The 17718-nt window shown below is 58.8% G+C and carries 12 protein-coding genes and 1 tRNA gene; 7 read left to right on the top strand and 6 right to left on the bottom strand.

Annotated elements, in window-relative coordinates:
• The first annotated feature begins 103 nt into the window (after positions 1 to 103).
• The gene (locus tag K3754_RS08515; RefSeq protein WP_259942849.1) at positions 104 to 1645 is read left to right on the top strand and encodes a trimethylamine methyltransferase family protein; all 1542 of its coding nucleotides are present in this window, start codon (positions 104 to 106) and stop codon (positions 1643 to 1645) included.
• A 380-nt stretch (positions 1646 to 2025) separates the two neighbouring features.
• Here the strand turns inward: K3754_RS08515 and K3754_RS08510 are convergent, their stop codons facing one another.
• Positions 2026 to 5685 (bottom strand): vitamin B12-dependent ribonucleotide reductase, encoded by a 3660-nt coding sequence (locus K3754_RS08510; RefSeq protein ID WP_259942847.1) that lies wholly within the window; start codon positions 5683 to 5685, stop codon positions 2026 to 2028.
• 875 nt (positions 5686 to 6560) lie between these two features.
• Between K3754_RS08510 and K3754_RS08505 the strand changes: the two genes are divergently transcribed.
• Positions 6561 to 10127, top strand: a complete 3567-nt coding sequence (locus tag K3754_RS08505; RefSeq protein ID WP_259942845.1) for an Ig-like domain-containing protein — start codon at positions 6561 to 6563, stop codon at positions 10125 to 10127.
• Positions 10128 to 10129: 2 nt separating this feature from the next.
• On the opposite strand, the gene K3754_RS19865 is transcribed toward K3754_RS08505, so the two are convergent.
• From K3754_RS19865 to pdxH, 5 genes are all read right to left on the bottom strand, one after another.
• Positions 10130 to 11560, bottom strand: a complete 1431-nt coding sequence (locus K3754_RS19865) for a DUF4214 domain-containing protein (protein ID WP_311201479.1) — start codon at positions 11558 to 11560, stop codon at positions 10130 to 10132.
• Between the two features lie 249 nt (positions 11561 to 11809).
• Positions 11810 to 11886, bottom strand: a tRNA-Pro gene (locus K3754_RS08490).
• A 61-nt stretch (positions 11887 to 11947) separates the two neighbouring features.
• Positions 11948 to 12448, bottom strand: coding sequence for a DUF192 domain-containing protein (locus tag K3754_RS08485; RefSeq protein WP_259942843.1), 501 nt, complete (start codon positions 12446 to 12448; stop codon positions 11948 to 11950).
• Positions 12406 to 12966 carry a cold-shock protein gene (locus K3754_RS08480; protein ID WP_259942841.1) on the bottom strand — a complete coding sequence of 187 codons (561 nt, stop codon included), beginning with the start codon at positions 12964 to 12966 and terminating at the stop codon, positions 12406 to 12408. The genes K3754_RS08485 and K3754_RS08480 overlap by 43 nt, the downstream gene beginning before the upstream one ends.
• A 107-nt stretch (positions 12967 to 13073) precedes the next feature.
• Positions 13074 to 13679 (bottom strand): pyridoxamine 5'-phosphate oxidase, encoded by a 606-nt coding sequence (gene pdxH, locus K3754_RS08475; protein WP_203211442.1) that lies wholly within the window; start codon positions 13677 to 13679, stop codon positions 13074 to 13076.
• Positions 13680 to 13856: 177 nt separating this feature from the next.
• Between pdxH and fabI the strand changes: the two genes are divergently transcribed.
• The 5 genes from fabI (at position 13857) to K3754_RS08450 (ending at position 17662) form a co-directional block, all read left to right on the top strand.
• Positions 13857 to 14663, top strand: a complete 807-nt coding sequence (gene fabI, locus K3754_RS08470) for an enoyl-ACP reductase FabI (RefSeq protein WP_259942835.1) — start codon at positions 13857 to 13859, stop codon at positions 14661 to 14663.
• Entirely contained in the window at positions 14660 to 15271 is a 612-nt protein-coding gene (locus K3754_RS08465) for a LysE family translocator (protein ID WP_259942833.1), read from the top strand. Before fabI ends, K3754_RS08465 begins: the two co-directional genes overlap by 4 nt.
• A 20-nt stretch (positions 15272 to 15291) precedes the next feature.
• Positions 15292 to 15894 (top strand): LysE family translocator, encoded by a 603-nt coding sequence (locus K3754_RS08460; RefSeq protein ID WP_203211445.1) that lies wholly within the window; start codon positions 15292 to 15294, stop codon positions 15892 to 15894.
• A gap of 6 nt (positions 15895 to 15900) precedes the next feature.
• Entirely contained in the window at positions 15901 to 16422 is a 522-nt protein-coding gene (gene gpt / locus K3754_RS08455; protein WP_203211446.1) for a xanthine phosphoribosyltransferase, read from the top strand.
• A 61-nt stretch (positions 16423 to 16483) separates the two neighbouring features.
• Positions 16484 to 17662 carry an aminotransferase gene (locus tag K3754_RS08450; protein ID WP_259942827.1) on the top strand — a complete coding sequence of 393 codons (1179 nt, stop codon included), beginning with the start codon at positions 16484 to 16486 and terminating at the stop codon, positions 17660 to 17662.
• Positions 17663 to 17718: the final 56 nt, after the last annotated feature.

Here is a 17718-nt window from a genome sequence, read left to right as displayed (position 1 = left end):
CCCGCGTGATCCGCACCATCGGTGCGGAACGGGGACGTGCGGCGCGAGGGGCACCGGCCAAGGGGTAATCCGCCCTTCCCTCTTTTTTACAACGGATCTTGCCATGTCAGACATTTCTCCCTCACGCAGCGGTGGCCGTGCTGCCCGCCGTGCTGCGCGCAACGCGCCCCTTGCCCAGCACCTGCGCCCCATCCGCCCCGGCCTTGAGGGTGGCACCTATAAGCCGCTCAGCGAGGCCGATATGCAGGCCATTCACCGCGCAGCGCTTGAAGCCCTCGAAGAGATCGGGCTGGCCGATGCCCCGCCCAGCGGCATAGCTCATCTGACCGGCGCGGGCGCGATCCTGGGCGACGACGGGCGCATCCGCTTTCCCCGCTCCTTGGTTGAAGACACGCTGGCAATGGCCAATCGCCAGATCACCCTTTGCGCCCGCGATCCGGCCCATGATCTGGAATTGGGCGGCAACCGCGTGCATTTCGGCACGGCCGGCGCAGCGGTACATATGGTCGATGCACAGGGCCGCAATTACCGGGAATGTGGCGTGCAGGATCTGCATGATGCAGCGCGAATTTGTGACACTCTGGACAACATCCATTTTGTGCAGCGCCCGATGGTCTGCCGCGATATTCCTGACAATCAGGAGATGGATCTCAACACCATTTTCGCCTGCTGCTCTGGCACGACCAAGCACATCGGCACCTCTTTCACGGAACCCGCATTCGTACCTAAGGCATTGGAAATGCTGCATATGATTGCGGGCGGCGAAGACAAATGGCGCGAACGCCCCTTCATGTCCAACAGCAATTGTTTCGTGGTTCCGCCGATGAAATTCGCCACTGAATCCTGCGAGGTTATGGAGGCGGTGATCGAAGGCGGCATGCCGGTTCTGCTGCTCTCGGCTGGCATGGCGGGGGCCACGGCCCCTTCCACCGTGGCAGGCGCGATTGTGCAGGCCGTCGCGGAATGTCTGGCCGGGTTGGTCTATGTGAACGCCGTGAAACCGGGGCATCCGGCGATCTTTGGCACATGGCCTTTTGGCCTTGATCTGCGGTCGGGTGCCATGACGGGCGGATCCGGAGAGCAGGCCTTGTTGACCGCAGGTTGCGCGCAGATGCATAAATTCTACGGCGTGCCCGGCGGCGCGGCGGCGGGCATCGCAGACAGCAAACTGCCCGATATGCAGGCCGGATGGGAACAGATGTGTTCTAATGTTATGGCCGGATTGTCAGGCTGCAACATGATCTATGAGGCCGCCGGGATGCATGCCTCGCTGCTTGGGTTTTGCCATGAATCGCTGATTCTGGGGGATGACCTGATTGGTCAGGCGCTGCGCTGTGTGCGCGGGATCGAGGTGAACGACGAAACATTGGCGCTGGATCAGATGCGGCAGGTCTGCCTGGGCGGGCCGGGGCATTATCTGGGCACCGAACAGACCCTGAGCCGGATGGAACTGGATCATGTCTATCCGGCGCTTGGCGATCGGTCCTCGCCCAAGGAATGGGATGAACTGGGCAAGCCGGATCTGATCGAAAAGGCCACGGCCCGCAAAGATCAGATTTTGGGGCAAAGATCCGCCGCCAGCTTTGATCCGATGCTGGAGAAGGCCTTGCGGGAAGCATTCCCGATCCATTTGCCGGTGCAGTAACGGCACCCTGACCCTTTGCCCGGAATCAAGGGCTTGCCCGCCGGGCAGCGCCCGTCCGCCCCATGGGCGGGCGCTTTCTGGAGGTTTGGAAATGCTGTCAGCTTCGCAATACCTGCACCATAAATTGCCCGATCTCGACCGGTCACGCGCCCACCCGCGGACGGGCATTGCCCTAGTTGCCCAGAAAGAAGAAAGGGAGAACCGGAGTTCTCCCTGAGTTTCGCCGTTCAAGCTCAATATGTTAACCGCTCGAGATTTATTTTTGCCTGCGGCCTGAACGTCGTCCGGGGCGAGCGCACCCGCCCCTTGTGAGGTGGGGGGACGTAACGTACCGCCCCACCCATGGCAAAGAGGCACCGGATCACCGATGCCCCAATTCCTTAACTACACCCGCTTGTCCCGCCGCAGGTGTTGCATTTCATGCAGGTGCCGTTGCGCACCAGAGTGTAATTGCCGCATTCGCCGCAGGCCTCACCCTCATAGCCCTGCATCTTGGCCTTGGTCCGGGCATCAAGACTGGTGACAGAGCCGGACGCCACAGCCGTGGTGGTCGACATCGCCACCGCAACGCCGCCGGCAGTGGCCACTTCGGGCACAAGTGTTTCTACCGCGGATGCAGTCACTTCCTGACCGCCCTGCAGGACAACCAGTTCCTGCGGCAAACGGTTGCGCAGATATCCGGTTGAACTGATTTGCTTGAGCACTTCGAGGGACCGCGTCGCAGCGGTTTCGGACAGTTCGGACACATTGGCCACGTTTTCTTCGGCCTCGCCCTTGCCCAGATCATCAAATGTCGCGCCCTGCGGCTTCACATGGGCCAGATCGGTGCGATCCAGATAGCTTACCGCCAGTTCGCGGAAGATATAGTCAAGGATCGAGGTCGCGTTGCGAATGGTCTCATTGCCCTGCACCATGCCCGCGGGCTCAAACTTGGTGAAGGTGAAGGCGTCGACAAATTCCTCAAGCGGCACGCCGTATTGCAGGCCAACCGATACTGCGATGGCAAAGTTGTTCATCATCGCCCGGAAGCCAGCACCTTCTTTGTGCATGTCGATGAAGATCTCGCCCAGCTTGCCGTCTTCGTATTCGCCGGTGCGCAAATAGACCTTGTGCCCGCCAACAACCGCCTTCTGGGTATAGCCCTTGCGGCGTTCCGGCATTTTTTCGCGGTGGGATTTGATGATCTCTTTGACGATCACCTTTTCCACGACTTTTTCCGCAAGAACCGCAGCCTTTTCCTGAATGGAGCCACTTTCGAGCACTTCTGCCGCCTCGTCGTCATCCTCAACCAGCGCCGCCGCCAGAGGTTGCGACAGTTTGGAGCCGTCACGGTAGAGCGCGTTGGCCTTGATGCCCAAGGACCAGCTCAGCTCATAGGCTTTTTGACAATCCTCGATGGTGGCATCGTTTGGCATGTTGATGGTTTTTGAGATCGCGCCGGAGATAAAGCTTTGTGCCGCCGCCATCATGTAGATGTGGCTGTTCACGCTCAGGTAACGCTTGCCCTTTTTGCCACATGGGTTGGCGCAATCGAAGATGCCGTAATGCTCTTCTTTCAGATGCGGCGCGCCCTCAAGGGTCATGGTGCCGCAGACATGGTCGTTGGCTGCATCCACATCCTTGCGGGAGAAACCCAGAGATTTCAGCAGGTCAAACGTCGGATCGTTCAGCTTTTCTGCCGGAATACCAAGGACTTGGGTGCAGAACTCTTCTCCCAATGTCCACTGGTTGAACACAAACCGGATGTCAAAAGCCTGCGCCAATGCCGCGTCAACCTTGGCCAGTTCATTGGGACCAAAGCCGTGACCGGCCAGCGTGGTGTGGTTGATGCCCGGCGCATTGCCGATGGTGCCGTGGCCCACTGCGTAAGATACAATCTCTTCGATCTGGGCAGAGCCATAGCCCAGCTTTTCAAGTGCTGCCGGAACCGATTGGTTGATGATCTTGAAATAACCGCCGCCGGCCAGTTTCTTGAACTTCACCAGCGCAAAGTCAGGCTCGATCCCGGTGGTGTCACAATCCATCACCAGACCAATGGTGCCGGTTGGCGCGATCACGGAAACCTGCGCGTTGCGGTAGCCATGGGACTCGCCCAGCTTCAGCGCCTCATCCCAGCAGGACATGGCCACATCGACCAGACCCGGCTGCGGGCAGTTGCCATGATCCAGCGCCACAGGCTTGACCGCCAGCTTTTCATAGCCGGTGTCATTGCCGTAAGCCGCGTTACGGTGATTGCGGATCACACGCAGCATGTGTTTGTCGTTCTTGGCATAGCCCGGAAACGCGCCCAGCTCACCCGCCATCTCGGCGGAGGTGGCATAAGACACGCCTGTCAGGATCGCGGTCAGCGCACCACAAAGGGCACGGCCCTCATCACTGTCATAGGAATACCCCATGTTCATCAGCAAACCGCCGATGTTGGCGTAGCCAAGACCCAGCGTGCGGAAGTCATAGGACCGCTGTGCAATCTCTTTGGACGGGAACTGCGCCATCATCACCGAGATTTCCAGTGTCACTGTCCACAGACGCGAGGCATGCATGTAGTCTTCGACCTGGAACTCGCCATCCTTGAGGAAGGTCAGCAAGTTCATCGAGGCAAGGTTACAGGCCGTGTCATCAAGGAACATGTATTCAGAACAAGGGTTTGAGCCGCGAATGGCGCCGTCCTCGGGGCATGTGTGCCATTCGTTGACCGTGTCGTGATACTGGATGCCCGGATCGGCGCAGGCCCATGCCGCGTGGCCCACCTGTTCCCACAGATCGCGGGCCCGGACGGTTTTGGATACTTTGCCGTTCACCCGGTCGATCAGTTCCCAATCGGCGTCTTTTTCCACGGCTGTGAGAAATGCGTTGGTGACACGGATGGAGTTGTTGGAGTTCTGGCCCGATACAGAATTATAGGCTTCGGAATCCCAGTCGGTGTCATAGGTGGGGAATTCGATGCTGGTGTGACCCTGCTTGGCGTAATCCAGCACACGCTTGACATAAGTCTCTGGGATCGCAACTTTTTTGGCGTCGCGCACAGCTGCTTTCAACTGATCATTCTTGGCCGGATCATAGGCGTCTGCCTCTGCCCCGTCCCATGCTTTGATGGCGTCAAAGATCTGGTTCAGCTTTTGCTCGTGCATCTTGGAGCCTGCGACGATGGACGCCACTTTCTGCTCTTCGAGAACCTTCCAGTTGATGAATTCTTCGATGTCGGGGTGATCGGCATCGACGATCACCATTTTGGCCGCGCGGCGCGTTGTGCCGCCCGATTTAATTGCGCCCGCAGCGCGGTCACCGATTTTCAGGAACCCCATCAAGCCAGAGGATTTGCCGCCACCAGACAGGCTTTCTCCTGCGGCCCGCAGGGACGAAAAGTTGGTACCGGTGCCGGAGCCGTATTTGAACAGACGCGCCTCGCGGACCCAAAGATCCATGATGCCGCCATCTCCCACCAGATCATCGGCAACCGACTGGATAAAGCAGGCATGCGGCTGCGGATGTTCATATGAGGATTTGGAGCGGGTCAGCTTGCCGGATTTGTGATCGACATAATAGTGGCCCTGTGCCGGACCATCGATGCCGTACGCCCAATGCAGGCCGGTGTTGAACCACTGAGGAGAGTTCGGCGCGGCGCGTTGGCTGGCCAGCATGTGGCGCATTTCGTCATAATAGGCGCGGGCGTCGTCCTCGGTGGTGAAATAGCCACCCTTCCAACCCCAATAGGCCCAGGCACCTGCCAAACGGTCAAACACCTGCTTGGAAGAAATCTCGCCGCCCATCTCGGCGCCCTCAGCCGCAACAGAGCGCCACAGGAACTCTGGCACGCCCTTTTCTTTGACCTTCTTGAGTTTGCTGGGCACGCCCGCCTTGCGGAAATATTTTTGCGCGATGACGTCGCTTGCGACCTGGCTCCAGCTTGACGGAACTTCGACATCGTCCAGTTTGAACACCACCGATCCATCCGGGTTTCGGATTTCCGATACCGTGGTGATAAAATCCAGGTCCGCGTAGGCGTCCTGACCGGCTTTGGTGAAATTCCGTTCAATCTTCATTGTCGCTGCCTCATATCCAGCTGTCCACATCAAGAGCCGCACCCGTCATTGCAGGTCGCCTCCGCCCCTCATAACCGCCAAAATGGCGCAGTCGTTTATTGGCCCGGTCAAACCTGTTGACCGGCCGAAACGCAGCATCTGACTTTGATATTTAGTCCTAAACCTGCCTGCACCTGCGATGCGCCCTTGCGGTTTCATCCACTACATATTGTGGCGTCATCGTCGGCCTCCACAAACTGACGTATTCACCCCTAATGGGTCAACGGAAATATTGTAAAAATTTCCAAAAGAAATTGTTGACCAAAGATATTCCTGCCGGGCCAACCCGGCCAAAGTGATTCAAGCGCAATCTATCCCCAGCTTGATCCATAGGCACGGGTCCGCACAGCATCCCAATTAACCGAAGTTTCCGGCATGCTTAGCCAAAATTGCTCATCTGATGGGTGAAGTTATCCACAAAAACCAGTTACAGAAATGGCCCTTCCGGGCGGCGCTAACCCCACGTTAACCTTTGCGCATTTTTGCAGCACAGATCACCCGTTTTTGCGCCGCGCCCACAGAATCGGCACCGAATCTCTCAAGGCGCAGCCCAGGCCGGTCACACCATCTGGGAGGGTTTCGCGACAAAACACACCATATCTAGGGAAGGCCTAAAACAGCCCGACGAGGCCGGATACAAAGGCCAAACAGCGCTGATCCGATGAAATTTCCCTTGGCCCCTATTGCGCTCTGGGTCTAGGGTACGCCACTTTGTGCAAGACCGGATCAGGATCATATCTGCGCGGCAAATCAGATAGATCCACCGACGATCCTGCATCGCCGACTGTATGACATTAACCATTGCCCGCCGACGCCATTTTGAGAAAGTCAATTAGATGCCAGACGATATCTCCGATACAACATTGACTTCCGGTGCAATCACCCCCGGCACATCGGTCACCGGCGAGATCGAAGTCATCGGTGATGCGGACTGGTTCGAGGTCACGCTGATCGCGGGACGGATCTATGAAATAGAGATGCGCGGCGCAGACACCGCGGATGGCACATTGGCCGATCCCGAATTTGCCGGTGTGTTTTTGTCCGATGGCACGGCAGCGGTGGGTACCGGCAATGGCGATGCTTCTGCCGACACAACAAACAGCGCAACGACATTCTATGCGCCCTACAGCGGTGTCTATTATCTGTCCGCAACCGGGCTGACAGGTACCGGCACCTATACTTTGGAAATTACGGATCTGTTGAACAGCGTCAGCGGGGCCGCGCCAGACGACCTGATCGTCGGAACCGAAGCGGACGACACGCTGCTTGGCCTTGCGGGCAACGACACGATCTATGGATTGGGCGGCGATGATCTTATTGAGGGCGGTGACAACGACGACAGCATCATCGGCGGGCTGGGCGCAGATACGATCCTGGGCGGCAGCGGCAATGACACCATCGTAAGCTCGAATGGACCGGACCCGGACCATGATGGCGCAATCCTCGGCGTGGCCGAAGACGACCTTTCCATCACCGACGTGATCTACGGCGGCGATGGCGATGACCTGATCAACATGGGCGACGATCTGCCTGCCGGCAACAACTCCATCACCTATGGCGAGGCGGGTAACGACAGCATAACCGGACGCGGCGCAGTGCAATACATCGACGGCGGCACCGGCGCGGACTACATGCAAGGCAGCGGCGGCGCGACGATCTACATCGTCGACAACTTTGGTGATCAGACGATCGAGCTTTCCTCCGATGTGATGGGCCCCGGCAATACAGCGACCGGCGATATTGACGAAGTGCGCTCCAGCATCAGTTGGACCTTGCTGCCCTGGAATGAGGCAGGCGGGGCAAACCAGATCGAGAACCTGACACTGATCGAGGGCGGCAACGCCAGCGCAACTGGCAATGAGGTGGGCAATGTCATAATTGGCAATACGGGCAGCAACCGGATCAACGGAATGGCCGGCGATGACACCCTAACCGGTGGCGGCAGTGCGGATATCTTTCAATTCTCTCCGGGCGGTGGTCACGATATCATCACAGATTTTCAGGTCGGCATTGATCAATTCGGCACCGTCGGCTTTGGCAGCGCGCCTACAGTGGTCGAAACTGTCGATGCAGACGGATATCGGGTCTTTACCTTTGATGGCGAGACGTCCGTGACCCTTTTGGGGGTCTTTGCCAACCGCGCGCCGGAGTTTACCAGCGTCCCGCCCCTGACCATCAACGAAGACGAGCTGTTCACTTACCGCGTGACGGCAGACGATCCCGACGACGACAACCTCAGCTTTGTCAGCTCCTCCTGGCCATCCTGGCTGACGCCGGTGGGCGGGGTGCTGACAGGCACCCCCACGCAAGAGAATGTCGGCACAGAGGGCAACAGCTTCAGCTTTGTTATCTCGGATCCGGGCGGCCTGACCGCAACGCAGGAATTTGTCATTGAGGTTTTGAACGTCAATGATGATCCGGTCTTTGACACCTCCCCGATCCTGACGGGGACCGAAGGCTCTGCCTACAGCTACACCCCGGCCTTTAACGATGAGGACGGGGACATCCCGACCATCGACATGGCGAACACCCTGCTGCCTGATTGGTTGACTATTGATCCGGCAACCGGCGCCCTGAGTGGCACCCCGACACAGGCGGATGTCGGCACCCATGCGATTAACATCGCCATCAGGGATGGCAACGGTGGCACCGCGGTGCAAGCCTTTGATCTGACCATTGAGGCAGTCAATGACCCGCCCGTTGCACAGGATGACACAGCCACCGGCACAGAAGATGCCGTTCTGGTCATCGCGAACCTACTGGGCAATGACAGCGATGCAGAGGGCGATCCATTGAGCATCCAGTCTGTCAGCCAAGGCGCACATGGGGATGTGATGTTGAACGCTGACGGTACAGTCGGCTATACGCCTGATCCCGATTTCAGCGGCACCGACACATTCACCTATACCGTCGCAGACGACACAGGTGGCACCGATACGGCAAACGTGACGGTGACCATCGAGAATGAAAATGATGCGCCCGCAGGGGACATCCGTATCTCCGGCGCTGCCATTGTGGGCCAGACCCTGACCGTCGATCTGTCACAGTTTTCCGACCCGGACGGGATCGACAGCGCCACAATGACCTATCAATGGTTGCGAAACGGGACAGAGATTGCCGGAGCCACCACCAGCACCTTCACCCTCAGCGACGCTGACATCGATGCAACACTGTCCGTCTCACTGTCCTACAACGATGAGGGCGGCACGGCGGAGGCGGTGACCAGCCTTGCCACAGGTCCAGTTGCGGCCGAGGCCACGCCGGTGACTGGAACACTTGCCATCACCGGGACTGCCGGATTGTTTCAGCTGCTGCAGGTGTCCAAAGATCAATTGAATGACCCCGACGGCCTTGCACTGCAAAGCGAGAGCTATCAATGGCTCAGCGACGGACAGCCCATCACAGGCGCAACCGGCCCTGTTCTGGAAATTACGCCAGAGCTGATGGGCCGCGATATTACCGTGCAATTGCATTACGTTGACAGCACTGGCACTGAGGCAACCCTCGCCAGTGCCCCACTTGCCATACCGGATCCGATCATCGGCACCGAGGCCGCTGACCAGATGACCGGCACCTCCGGCAACGATCTCATTGATGGTCTGGACGATCACGACACGCTGGCCTTTACCGCAAATCGGGCAAGCTACTCCATCACGCTCGGCCAGCAGGGGATCATTGTGGACGACCGCCGCACCGATGGTGATGGCACGGACCAGATCGCCAATATCGAAACCCTTGCGTTTCTCGACAATGATTGGCCGCTGCATGTGTTTTCTGACGTGACCACGCTAAGCCAGGCGGAATTTTCGACCTTTATCGAGATGTATATCGCTTACTTCAATCGCGCCCCGGATGCCGAGGGGCTGTTCTTCTGGGCAAATGCCCTGTCCAACGGCACCTCCCTGGAAGAGATCGCGGCACTGTTCTTTGATCAGGACGAAACCCGCAGCATCTATGGCGAAGAGATCACCGATCTTCAGGGGTTCGCCCAACAGGTCTATCAAAACGTGCTGGGCCGCGCATTTGATCAAGAAGGGCTCGATTTCTGGGTATCGGTTCTGCAAAGCGGCGCCGTGGCCCTGCCAACCTTCATGCTTGAGATCATCAGAGGAGCAAAAGCACCGGCGGCGGAGGATGCAAGCCAGGCTTTCAAGGATCAGAAGGCCACCGATGTTGCCTATCTGTCAAACAAGGCCGATCTGGGCACTTATTTCTCTGCCATCAAAGGCATGAGCGACGTAGAAAATGCCCGCGTAGCCATGACACTGTTTAACGGCAGTGCAGACAGCATCACCGCCGCGAAAAACGCGATTGATGGTTATTATGCAGATGCTTTGGATGCCCAGAACGGTGAATTCCTGATCTCCGTTGTGGGTGTGGTCGATGATCCGTTTGCGGGCTAGGATCACGCCACGGCAAAAAGATCATCCAAGAATCCCGCCATTGGCATCAGGAACGCACCCTGTTCCGGGTCGAGCGCGGCAAGATGCGCCAGATCAATCGCTGCAATTGCTTCAGAAAAACCCGCATCGCTGCCGTCATACAAGGCCATGGCAGAGGATGCGCTTTGCAGATCGGACAGGCCCAGCTGCACAGAGAAATACGCCCCTATGTCCGTCTTGGCTTCGAGAAAGGCCAAATCTGCAAGCTGTTGATTTTCAAATTCCTGACCCAGATGGGAGGGCGGCGCGGCCTTGGCGCCTTCCAGCACGCGCAAAATAAATGCGTCGCGTTGCACCTGCCCGCTGTCCAGCAGGCCCACCCAGAAGTTGAAGCCGTCCGGGTCCGGTGCGCGGCCCAAAACGTTGTCATAAACTGCAGTGGCAAATTCGGCCGCGCTGGTGCCAACGGGGTAAAGGGAAAGCGTTTCGGCCTGACCGGAGAATTCCTGTGACATCTTATCTAGCGGCAAACCATCAGCAAATGCCGCCGCCCAGAAATACAATCCTTCCGCATCCGGGGCCCGGTCGAAATAGGCCACGTAAAGCTCGATGATGCTTCTCAGATCGCTCTGCGCGATTTGGGACACCGCCATCAAAGCCGCGAGATTCACCCCAGCGTCGCCAGCGCCTCCGTCGAACTCCAGATGCTCGATCCGCGTCAATTCATCCAGCCCTTCACCATCGACCCTGCGATCCAGCAGCGTGACGCCAGATGGGCCAACGGTCAGCGTAAAACTGTCCTTCTCACCAGACACAACCGCCGTATCAGTGCCCTGCCCGCCATCCAGAATGTCGTTCCCATTGTCGCCGGACAGCCGGTCATCACCGGCCCCGCCGGACAGCATGTCGTCACCGCCCGCACCAAAAATTTCCTGATCAAAGCCGCGGGTCAGGATCACATCCGCCTCTGCCGTGCCGACAATCGAAAACGGAAACTCAATAAGCGTGTCCCGCGCAACAAAGCCAAGCCAACCCACACCGGACGGATTGGGCAGAACATCATCGACATCAATCCCGACCAGATCCAAGAGTGAGCCAATCACCGAATTGCTGTTTTGATCGAACACCTCGTAGCTGAGTGTCTGGCCGTTCATCGCCAGCGCAAACTGATCAATCAGCGCGGCCACGGCGGCGGGGGATCTGCCGCCCAGATCCAGCGTGACGCGGTCGATCCGATGCGCTTCTATGCTGCTTTCAGAAGAAAGCGCACGCGGCACCCAAGCGCTTTGCTGATGTGTCTCAACGTATAATTCCCCTGAAAACAGGGTGTTATCTGTATAGGCCGAGAGGATGAACTCAGCGTCCTGATCATCGGTGAGGATCAAAGCAAGATGCCCTGCGCCGGTTGATATGTCCTGACCTACCCTGCGTCCGGCAATTTCAATAGATGCCATAACTCCGTTCCCTCAAAGGTGCGTGTCAATTGGCGACAATCGCAAAAGGGTGCCCTGCCAAGGGGGGCAATTCAACCTGGATTCGTTAGGGCCAAGCGGAGTATCGCCGCCACGATCCTGAGGCGGCCCGGACAGGCAGAATCCGAAAAACACCCGGAAAGGCAAAAATCGCGGCCATCATAGCCTGGCGAAGTCTTCACCCGTCATGCGGCCCACAAAAGTGGAAGTCTCTGATGATGCTTGTGAAAGTGGTCGGAGCGAGAGGATTCGAACCTCCGACCCCCTGTACCCAAAACAGGTGCGCTACCAGGCTGCGCCACGCTCCGACGTGGCCTCTTTAGCCACAGTTGATCTGAATGAAAAGCCCTAGATTGCGAGTTTCTGAGATCAATTGCAGGGCCAAGCCGGATCATGGGCGCCAAAGGCCGGATGACGCAGGGCGCTGCCCTCGGTTATCCCCAGTTTTTTGGCCATTCCGCCGTTGATCTCCAGCACCGCCAGCACCTGATCCCCGCCAAAAATCGGCGTCTCATCCAGGGGAATCGCCTGATGGTGAATGTGCTGCACAATGCCCTGCGCGTCGACAAACAGCATATCGAGGGGAATCAGCGTGTTGCGCATCCAGTATTGCGCAGTCTGCGGCGCCGGGTAGACAAAGAGCATGCCTGCGCTGGCCGCCAGTTCTTCGCGGTGCATCAATCCCTGCGCCTGTTCGGCGGGATCATCGGCAATTTCAACGTTGAAACGGGCCTGCCCCCAGTCGCCGCGCAAACTGACGGTGTCGTCTTGGCAGATGTCCTGCGCGAAGGCACCGAGCGGCAAAAGCGACAGAGCCGCCGCCCCGCCTAGGTGCCGCCACCCTCGTCTGATCCAATTGCTGCTTCCCATGCCTGCACCTCAGCGGCCATAACGCCGCGTTTACCATTGATCACCCGCATCGCCAAAGCTTCTCCCGGTTGCAGATCGGACAAGCCCGATTGCCGCAACACTTCGACGTGCAAAAACACATCTTCGTCCTTGCCAAAGACATTGGCAAATCCAAATCCCTTGGCCTTGTCAAACCATTTGACACGCGCCGGTTGCAACGGCGTATCCGCCATCGCCTGCGCGTCCAACTCTCCGATGTCCGTCAGCACCGCCGCCTGCGCACCCTCAGGTGGAATGATCTCGGTGATGCTTGCCGCCTGAACGCCGCGATCTGTCTGGTGGGCGTGAAAGGTTATCTTGGCCCCGTCCGCAACGGAACTTTGGCCAAAATTTCGCAACACATTGACATGCAACAAAATATCCGGCCCACCATGATCCGAAATGACAAAGCCAAAGCCTTTGACAGGGTCGAACCATTTGACCACTCCGGTCAGCGGCTGCGGATCAACCTGGGGTATTTCAGGGTTGTCTTGTGACACATCTCAACCATTGCTGTTTTGCCGTTCACGGCTTCGTTATCTGGACGACATTAGACATTTTTTTCTGTTTTGCATCAAATTTAGCCCATGATCTATGTCCTATCACATCACGGGTTCAGGCGTGTCACGCTCCAAGGGGCGTCCGGGGCAGCGCGGCGCCACTGGAATCTGTCGTGCAGACGGAAATCTCCATCCGCCCACAGTTCGATCTCCAGCGGGGTCAACCGGTATCCCCCCCAAAAGGGTGGACGCGGGGGATTCGGCCCTTTGCTGGCCGTGATTTTGGCGACTTCGGCCATCAGTGCGGCCCGGCTGCTGAGCGGCCGCGACTGCGCAGAGGCCCAGGCGCCCAACCGGCTCTTGAGCGACCGCGACGCATAATAGGCATCCGCCTTTGGCCCATCCTCACGGGTGATCAGCCCCCGCGCCCGCACCTGGCGGCGCAAGGATTTCCAATGCATTACAAAGGCCGCCTTGCCCGCACTGTCCAGCTCCTGCGCCTTTGCGCTTTCGTAATTGGTATAAAAAACAAAGGCATCCGCCTCGATTTCTTTCAGCAGAACCATCCGCGCATTGGGCATTCCATCGGCATCCACTGTCGACAGGGCAATCGCGTTGGGATCGTTCACCTCGGCCGGTTCGGCCTCTGCCAACCAGCGGCGGGCAATCTCAAAGGGGTCATCACCCGCAAACAGACCTGTACGTTTTTCCATTGTGATACTCATCCATGCTTTGCCCCGACAGCGCCGGGATTTCCAAATCGCTAACGCAATAGACATACGGCAGCAACGCAAAGGTCAATTGGACATATGCGCCGCGCGGCGCTTGATGGCATGGTCACAATCCCCTAAACGTGGCTTTGTTAATGACTTTCAGGGTGAGGCAGCACTATGGCGAACGACTTGATGCAGGGCAAACGCGGGCTGATTATGGGCCTCGCCAACGACAAATCCATCGCTTGGGGCGTCGCACGCGCACTGGCCGATGCCGGGGCAGAACTGGCCTTTTCCTATCAGGGCGATGCTCTGAAAAAACGCGTTGATCCACTGGCCGCACAATTGGGCAGTGACATTGTCCTGCCTTGCGATGTGGGCGATGAGGCCTCGCTGGATGCGCTGTTTGCCGATCTCAAGGAGCGCTGGGGCGAACTGGACTTTGTGGTCCATGCCATCGGCTTCTCCGACAAGAACGAATTGCGCGGACGTTATGTCGACACCAGCCGCGGCAACTTTGCCATGTCGATGGATATCTCTGTCTATTCTTTCACCGCCGTGATGCAACGCGCGGAAAAGATGATGTCGCCCGGCAGCAGCGCCCTGACGCTCACCTATTACGGCGCAGAAAAAGTCATGCCGCACTATAACGTCATGGGTGTGGCCAAGGCCGCGCTTGAAGCATCGGTGAAATATCTGGCCGAGGATCTGGGCAAAGACGGCATTCGCGTCAACGCAATCTCTGCCGGTCCGATCAAAACGCTGGCCGCCTCCGGTATTGGCGATTTCCGCTACATCATGAAGTGGAACGAATACAACTCGCCCCTGCGCCGCAACGTGACCATTGATGATGTGGGCAAGGCGGCTCTGTTCCTTGTCTCCGATCTGGGCTCCGGCACCACGGGCGAGAACCTGCACGTCGATGCAGGCTATCACGTCGTGGGCATGAAGGCGGTGGATGCACCGGACATGAGCAAGGAATGACGGCAACCGCACTCGCCAGCCTTGCCATTGTGCAGCTTTTGATCGCAATGAGCCCCGGCCCCGCCGCGGTTCTGACGATCCGCACGGCGGCGGTTGAGGGTGCCAAACCCGCGCTGACCCTCAGCGTCGGCCTCGCGATTGGTGTGCTGCTTTGGGCCGTGGCTGCCCTGCTTGGCCTGTCTTTGGTGTTCGAAATCATGCCGTGGCTGCAAACCGGTCTGCGGGTGGCTGGCGGGCTGTTCCTGATCTGGATCGCCCTCTCCCTTTGGCGCAATGCCGCGGCGCCCTTGCCCGAGACCCGCACGCAACTTCCGCGCAGCACGCTGTCCATCCTGCGACTGGGCATCTGGACCAATCTGGCCAACCCCAAGGCGCTCGCCTATTTCGCCGCTGTGTTCACCGGCGTGTTGCCCGCAGACTTGACCCTGATGCAGGCGCTGGTCGTGCTTGCCATGATCTTTGCCATCGAAACCGGCTGGTATGCCGCGCTTTCCTTACTGTTTTCCCGCGCGGGACCGCGCCGCGTCTATGTGCGGATCAAGACTGGTGCAGAAAGGGTCTTTGGCGTGCTGCTGGGCCTCTTTGGTGTCCGAATTGCATTGTCATAACCGCACGAAGGATCCGTTGAATGTCTCTTGAAGCCCTGATTGCATTTAATCTCGTCCTGCTGGCCGCGCTTGCCAGCCCCGGCGCTGCCATGCTGTACACCGTCAAGAAAACCGTCAGTGCAGGCCGCCGGGCCGGTATGATGACTGGTATGGGCCTCGGCACCGCCGCCGCCTGCTGGACCCTCGCCGCCTTTCTGGGTTTGGAAAGCGTTTTTGCCCTGTTTCCATGGGCTTATGGCGCTTTGAAGGCGGGCGGCGCGCTCTATCTGATCTGGATCGCTGTGCAGACATGGCGCCACGCCCGCGCCCCCCTTAACGATGCCCCAACCCCTTCGGCCCGCAGCTTTGCAGGCGGATTGCTGGTGAACTTCGGCAATCCAAAATCCATGCTTTTTGCCGCCGCCGTGATCCTCGTGGTCTTTCCCAAGGATCTGAGCGCCGGGCAGATCACCTTTGTTGTGCTCAACCACCTTGTGCTGGAATGGCTGTTTTACGGCATTCTGGCCACCGCCCTCAGCGCCCCTGCTGCACGGGCAGGATATCTGCGCCTCAAACCCATTTTTGACCGCATCGCCGCCTCTCTGCTGGGCGCGTTTGGACTGCGGCTGCTCCTTGAAAGGTAACCCCCCATGACCGACAACAGACTGCCCCACGAAAAAGGGTTCCACATCAGCTGGGATCAAATCCATCGCGACAGCCGCGCCCTGGCGTGGCGGCTTGATGGAAAGGGGCCGGATGATGGCGCGTGGCGTGCTGTGGTGGCCATCACCCGGGGCGGCATGGCCCCCGCGATGATCGTCGCCCGCGAGCTGGACATCCGCACCGTCGATACAATCTCCGTGGTGTCTTATCATTCCGGTGGCGGCAAGGCCGATCAGCGCCGCGAAGCCAAAGTGCTCAAATCCCCGGACAAAGAAGTAATGGGCGATGGCACCGGCGTGCTGATCATCGACGATCTGGTGGACAGCGGCAAAACCCTCGAACTGGTGCGCCAGCTTTACCCGCAGGCCCATTTCGCAACAGTCTACGCCAAACCCGAAGGCGAGCCGCAGGTTGACACCTTCATCACCGGGGTCAGCCAGGACACATGGATTTTCTTCCCCTGGGACATGGCCCTGCAATATGTCGAGCCTTACCGCGGCAAGGACTGACCCCTCTGCGCCCCCTTTTTGGCCATAAATACTCTCCCGCACTCTCACCCATGAGCCGCACATGACCCTGACACGCACCGCCGCCACCTTCCCGCCCCCCGTGATGGAGGCCCGCCGCTGGCTCACGGGCGTGAATTTTCCCGCAGATCGCCCGCTGATCAACGTCAGCCAGGCCGCGCCGGTTGATCCACCCCCCGCGCCCTTGCGCCAGGCGATGGCCGATGTTGCCCTGACCAATGACGAGGCGCATCTCTACGGGCCTGTGCTGGGCCTGCCGGAGTTGCGGGCCGAACTGGCCGCACAAACCGCTGCGCATTACGCCGGCACCGTGCATGCCGAACAGGTCTGCATCACCTCCGGCTGCAATCAGGCCTTCGCCGCCGCCATTGCGATGCTGTGCAGCGAGGGGGATGAGGTCATCTTGCCAACCCCTTGGTATTTCAACCACAAAATGTGGCTGGACATGTCCGGCGTCACCTCCGTGCCACTGGCCACCGGCGCGGATCTGCTGCCTGATCCGCAAGCGGCGGCTGCCCTGATCACCCCGCGCACCCGTGCTATTGCGCTGGTCACGCCCAACAACCCCGGCGGCGTCGAATACCCCGCCGAACTGGTGCAGGGCTTCTTTGATCTGGCCCGCGACAAGGGCATCGCCCTGATCCTTGATGAAACCTACCGCGATTTCGACAGCCGCAGCGGCCCGCCCCATGCCTTGTTCCAGGATCCCGATTGGCAGGACACGCTGATCCACCTTTATTCCTTCTCCAAGGCCTACCGCCTGACCGGCCACCGCGTTGGCGCGATGATCTCAAGCGCGGCACGTCTGGCCGAGGTGGAAAAGTTTCTTGACACCGTGGCAATCTGTCCGGCGCAACTGGGCCAACATGCCGCGCTTTGGGGGATGCAGAACCTCAAACAATGGCTGGCCGGAGAGCGCGACGAAATCCTCGCCCGCCGCGCCGCGATCACCGCAAACATGCCCAAGCTGGAACCGCTGGGCTGGAAACTGCTGGGTCTGGGCGGCTATTTTGCCTATATGCAGCATCCCTTTGCAGAAAGCTCCGCCGTTCTGGCCCCGCGTCTGGTGCGCGATGCGGGTATCCTGACCCTGCCGGGCACCATGTTCTGTCCTGAAAGTGACCCAAGCGGTGCCAGCCAACTGCGGATCGCCTTTGCAAATCTGGACGCGGACGGGATTGCTGTGCTGTTTGACAGGCTGGCCGCGGTGCCACAGGCGTAACCGGCTCTTGCCCCCCTGCCACGCAGGGCATAGACAATCGACAAACAAATTTACAG

Source organism: Sulfitobacter sp. M368 (genome assembly GCF_025141875.1).
In the GTDB taxonomy this organism is placed as follows: domain Bacteria; phylum Pseudomonadota; class Alphaproteobacteria; order Rhodobacterales; family Rhodobacteraceae; genus Sulfitobacter; species Sulfitobacter mediterraneus_A.
The sequence above is the reverse complement of the archived record's forward strand: the minus strand, read 5'-3'. Positions and strand labels throughout refer to the sequence as shown.

Coding starts and splice junctions, on each gene's coding strand:
- K3754_RS08515 (WP_259942849.1), top strand. CDS start 104: ATGTCAGACATTTCTCCCTCACGCAGCGGTGGCCGTGCTGCCCGCCGT.
- K3754_RS08510 (WP_259942847.1), bottom strand. CDS start 5,685: ATGAAGATTGAACGGAATTTCACCAAAGCCGGTCAGGACGCCTACGCG.
- K3754_RS08505 (WP_259942845.1), top strand. CDS start 6,561: ATGCCAGACGATATCTCCGATACAACATTGACTTCCGGTGCAATCACC.
- K3754_RS19865 (WP_311201479.1), bottom strand. CDS start 11,560: ATGGCATCTATTGAAATTGCCGGACGCAGGGTAGGTCAGGACATATCA.
- K3754_RS08485 (WP_259942843.1), bottom strand. CDS start 12,448: ATGGGAAGCAGCAATTGGATCAGACGAGGGTGGCGGCACCTAGGCGGG.
- pdxH (WP_203211442.1), bottom strand. CDS start 13,679: ATGGAAAAACGTACAGGTCTGTTTGCGGGTGATGACCCCTTTGAGATT.
- fabI (WP_259942835.1), top strand. CDS start 13,857: ATGGCGAACGACTTGATGCAGGGCAAACGCGGGCTGATTATGGGCCTC.
- K3754_RS08465 (WP_259942833.1), top strand. CDS start 14,660: ATGACGGCAACCGCACTCGCCAGCCTTGCCATTGTGCAGCTTTTGATC.
- K3754_RS08460 (WP_203211445.1), top strand. CDS start 15,292: ATGTCTCTTGAAGCCCTGATTGCATTTAATCTCGTCCTGCTGGCCGCG.
- gpt (WP_203211446.1), top strand. CDS start 15,901: ATGACCGACAACAGACTGCCCCACGAAAAAGGGTTCCACATCAGCTGG.
- K3754_RS08450 (WP_259942827.1), top strand. CDS start 16,484: ATGACCCTGACACGCACCGCCGCCACCTTCCCGCCCCCCGTGATGGAG.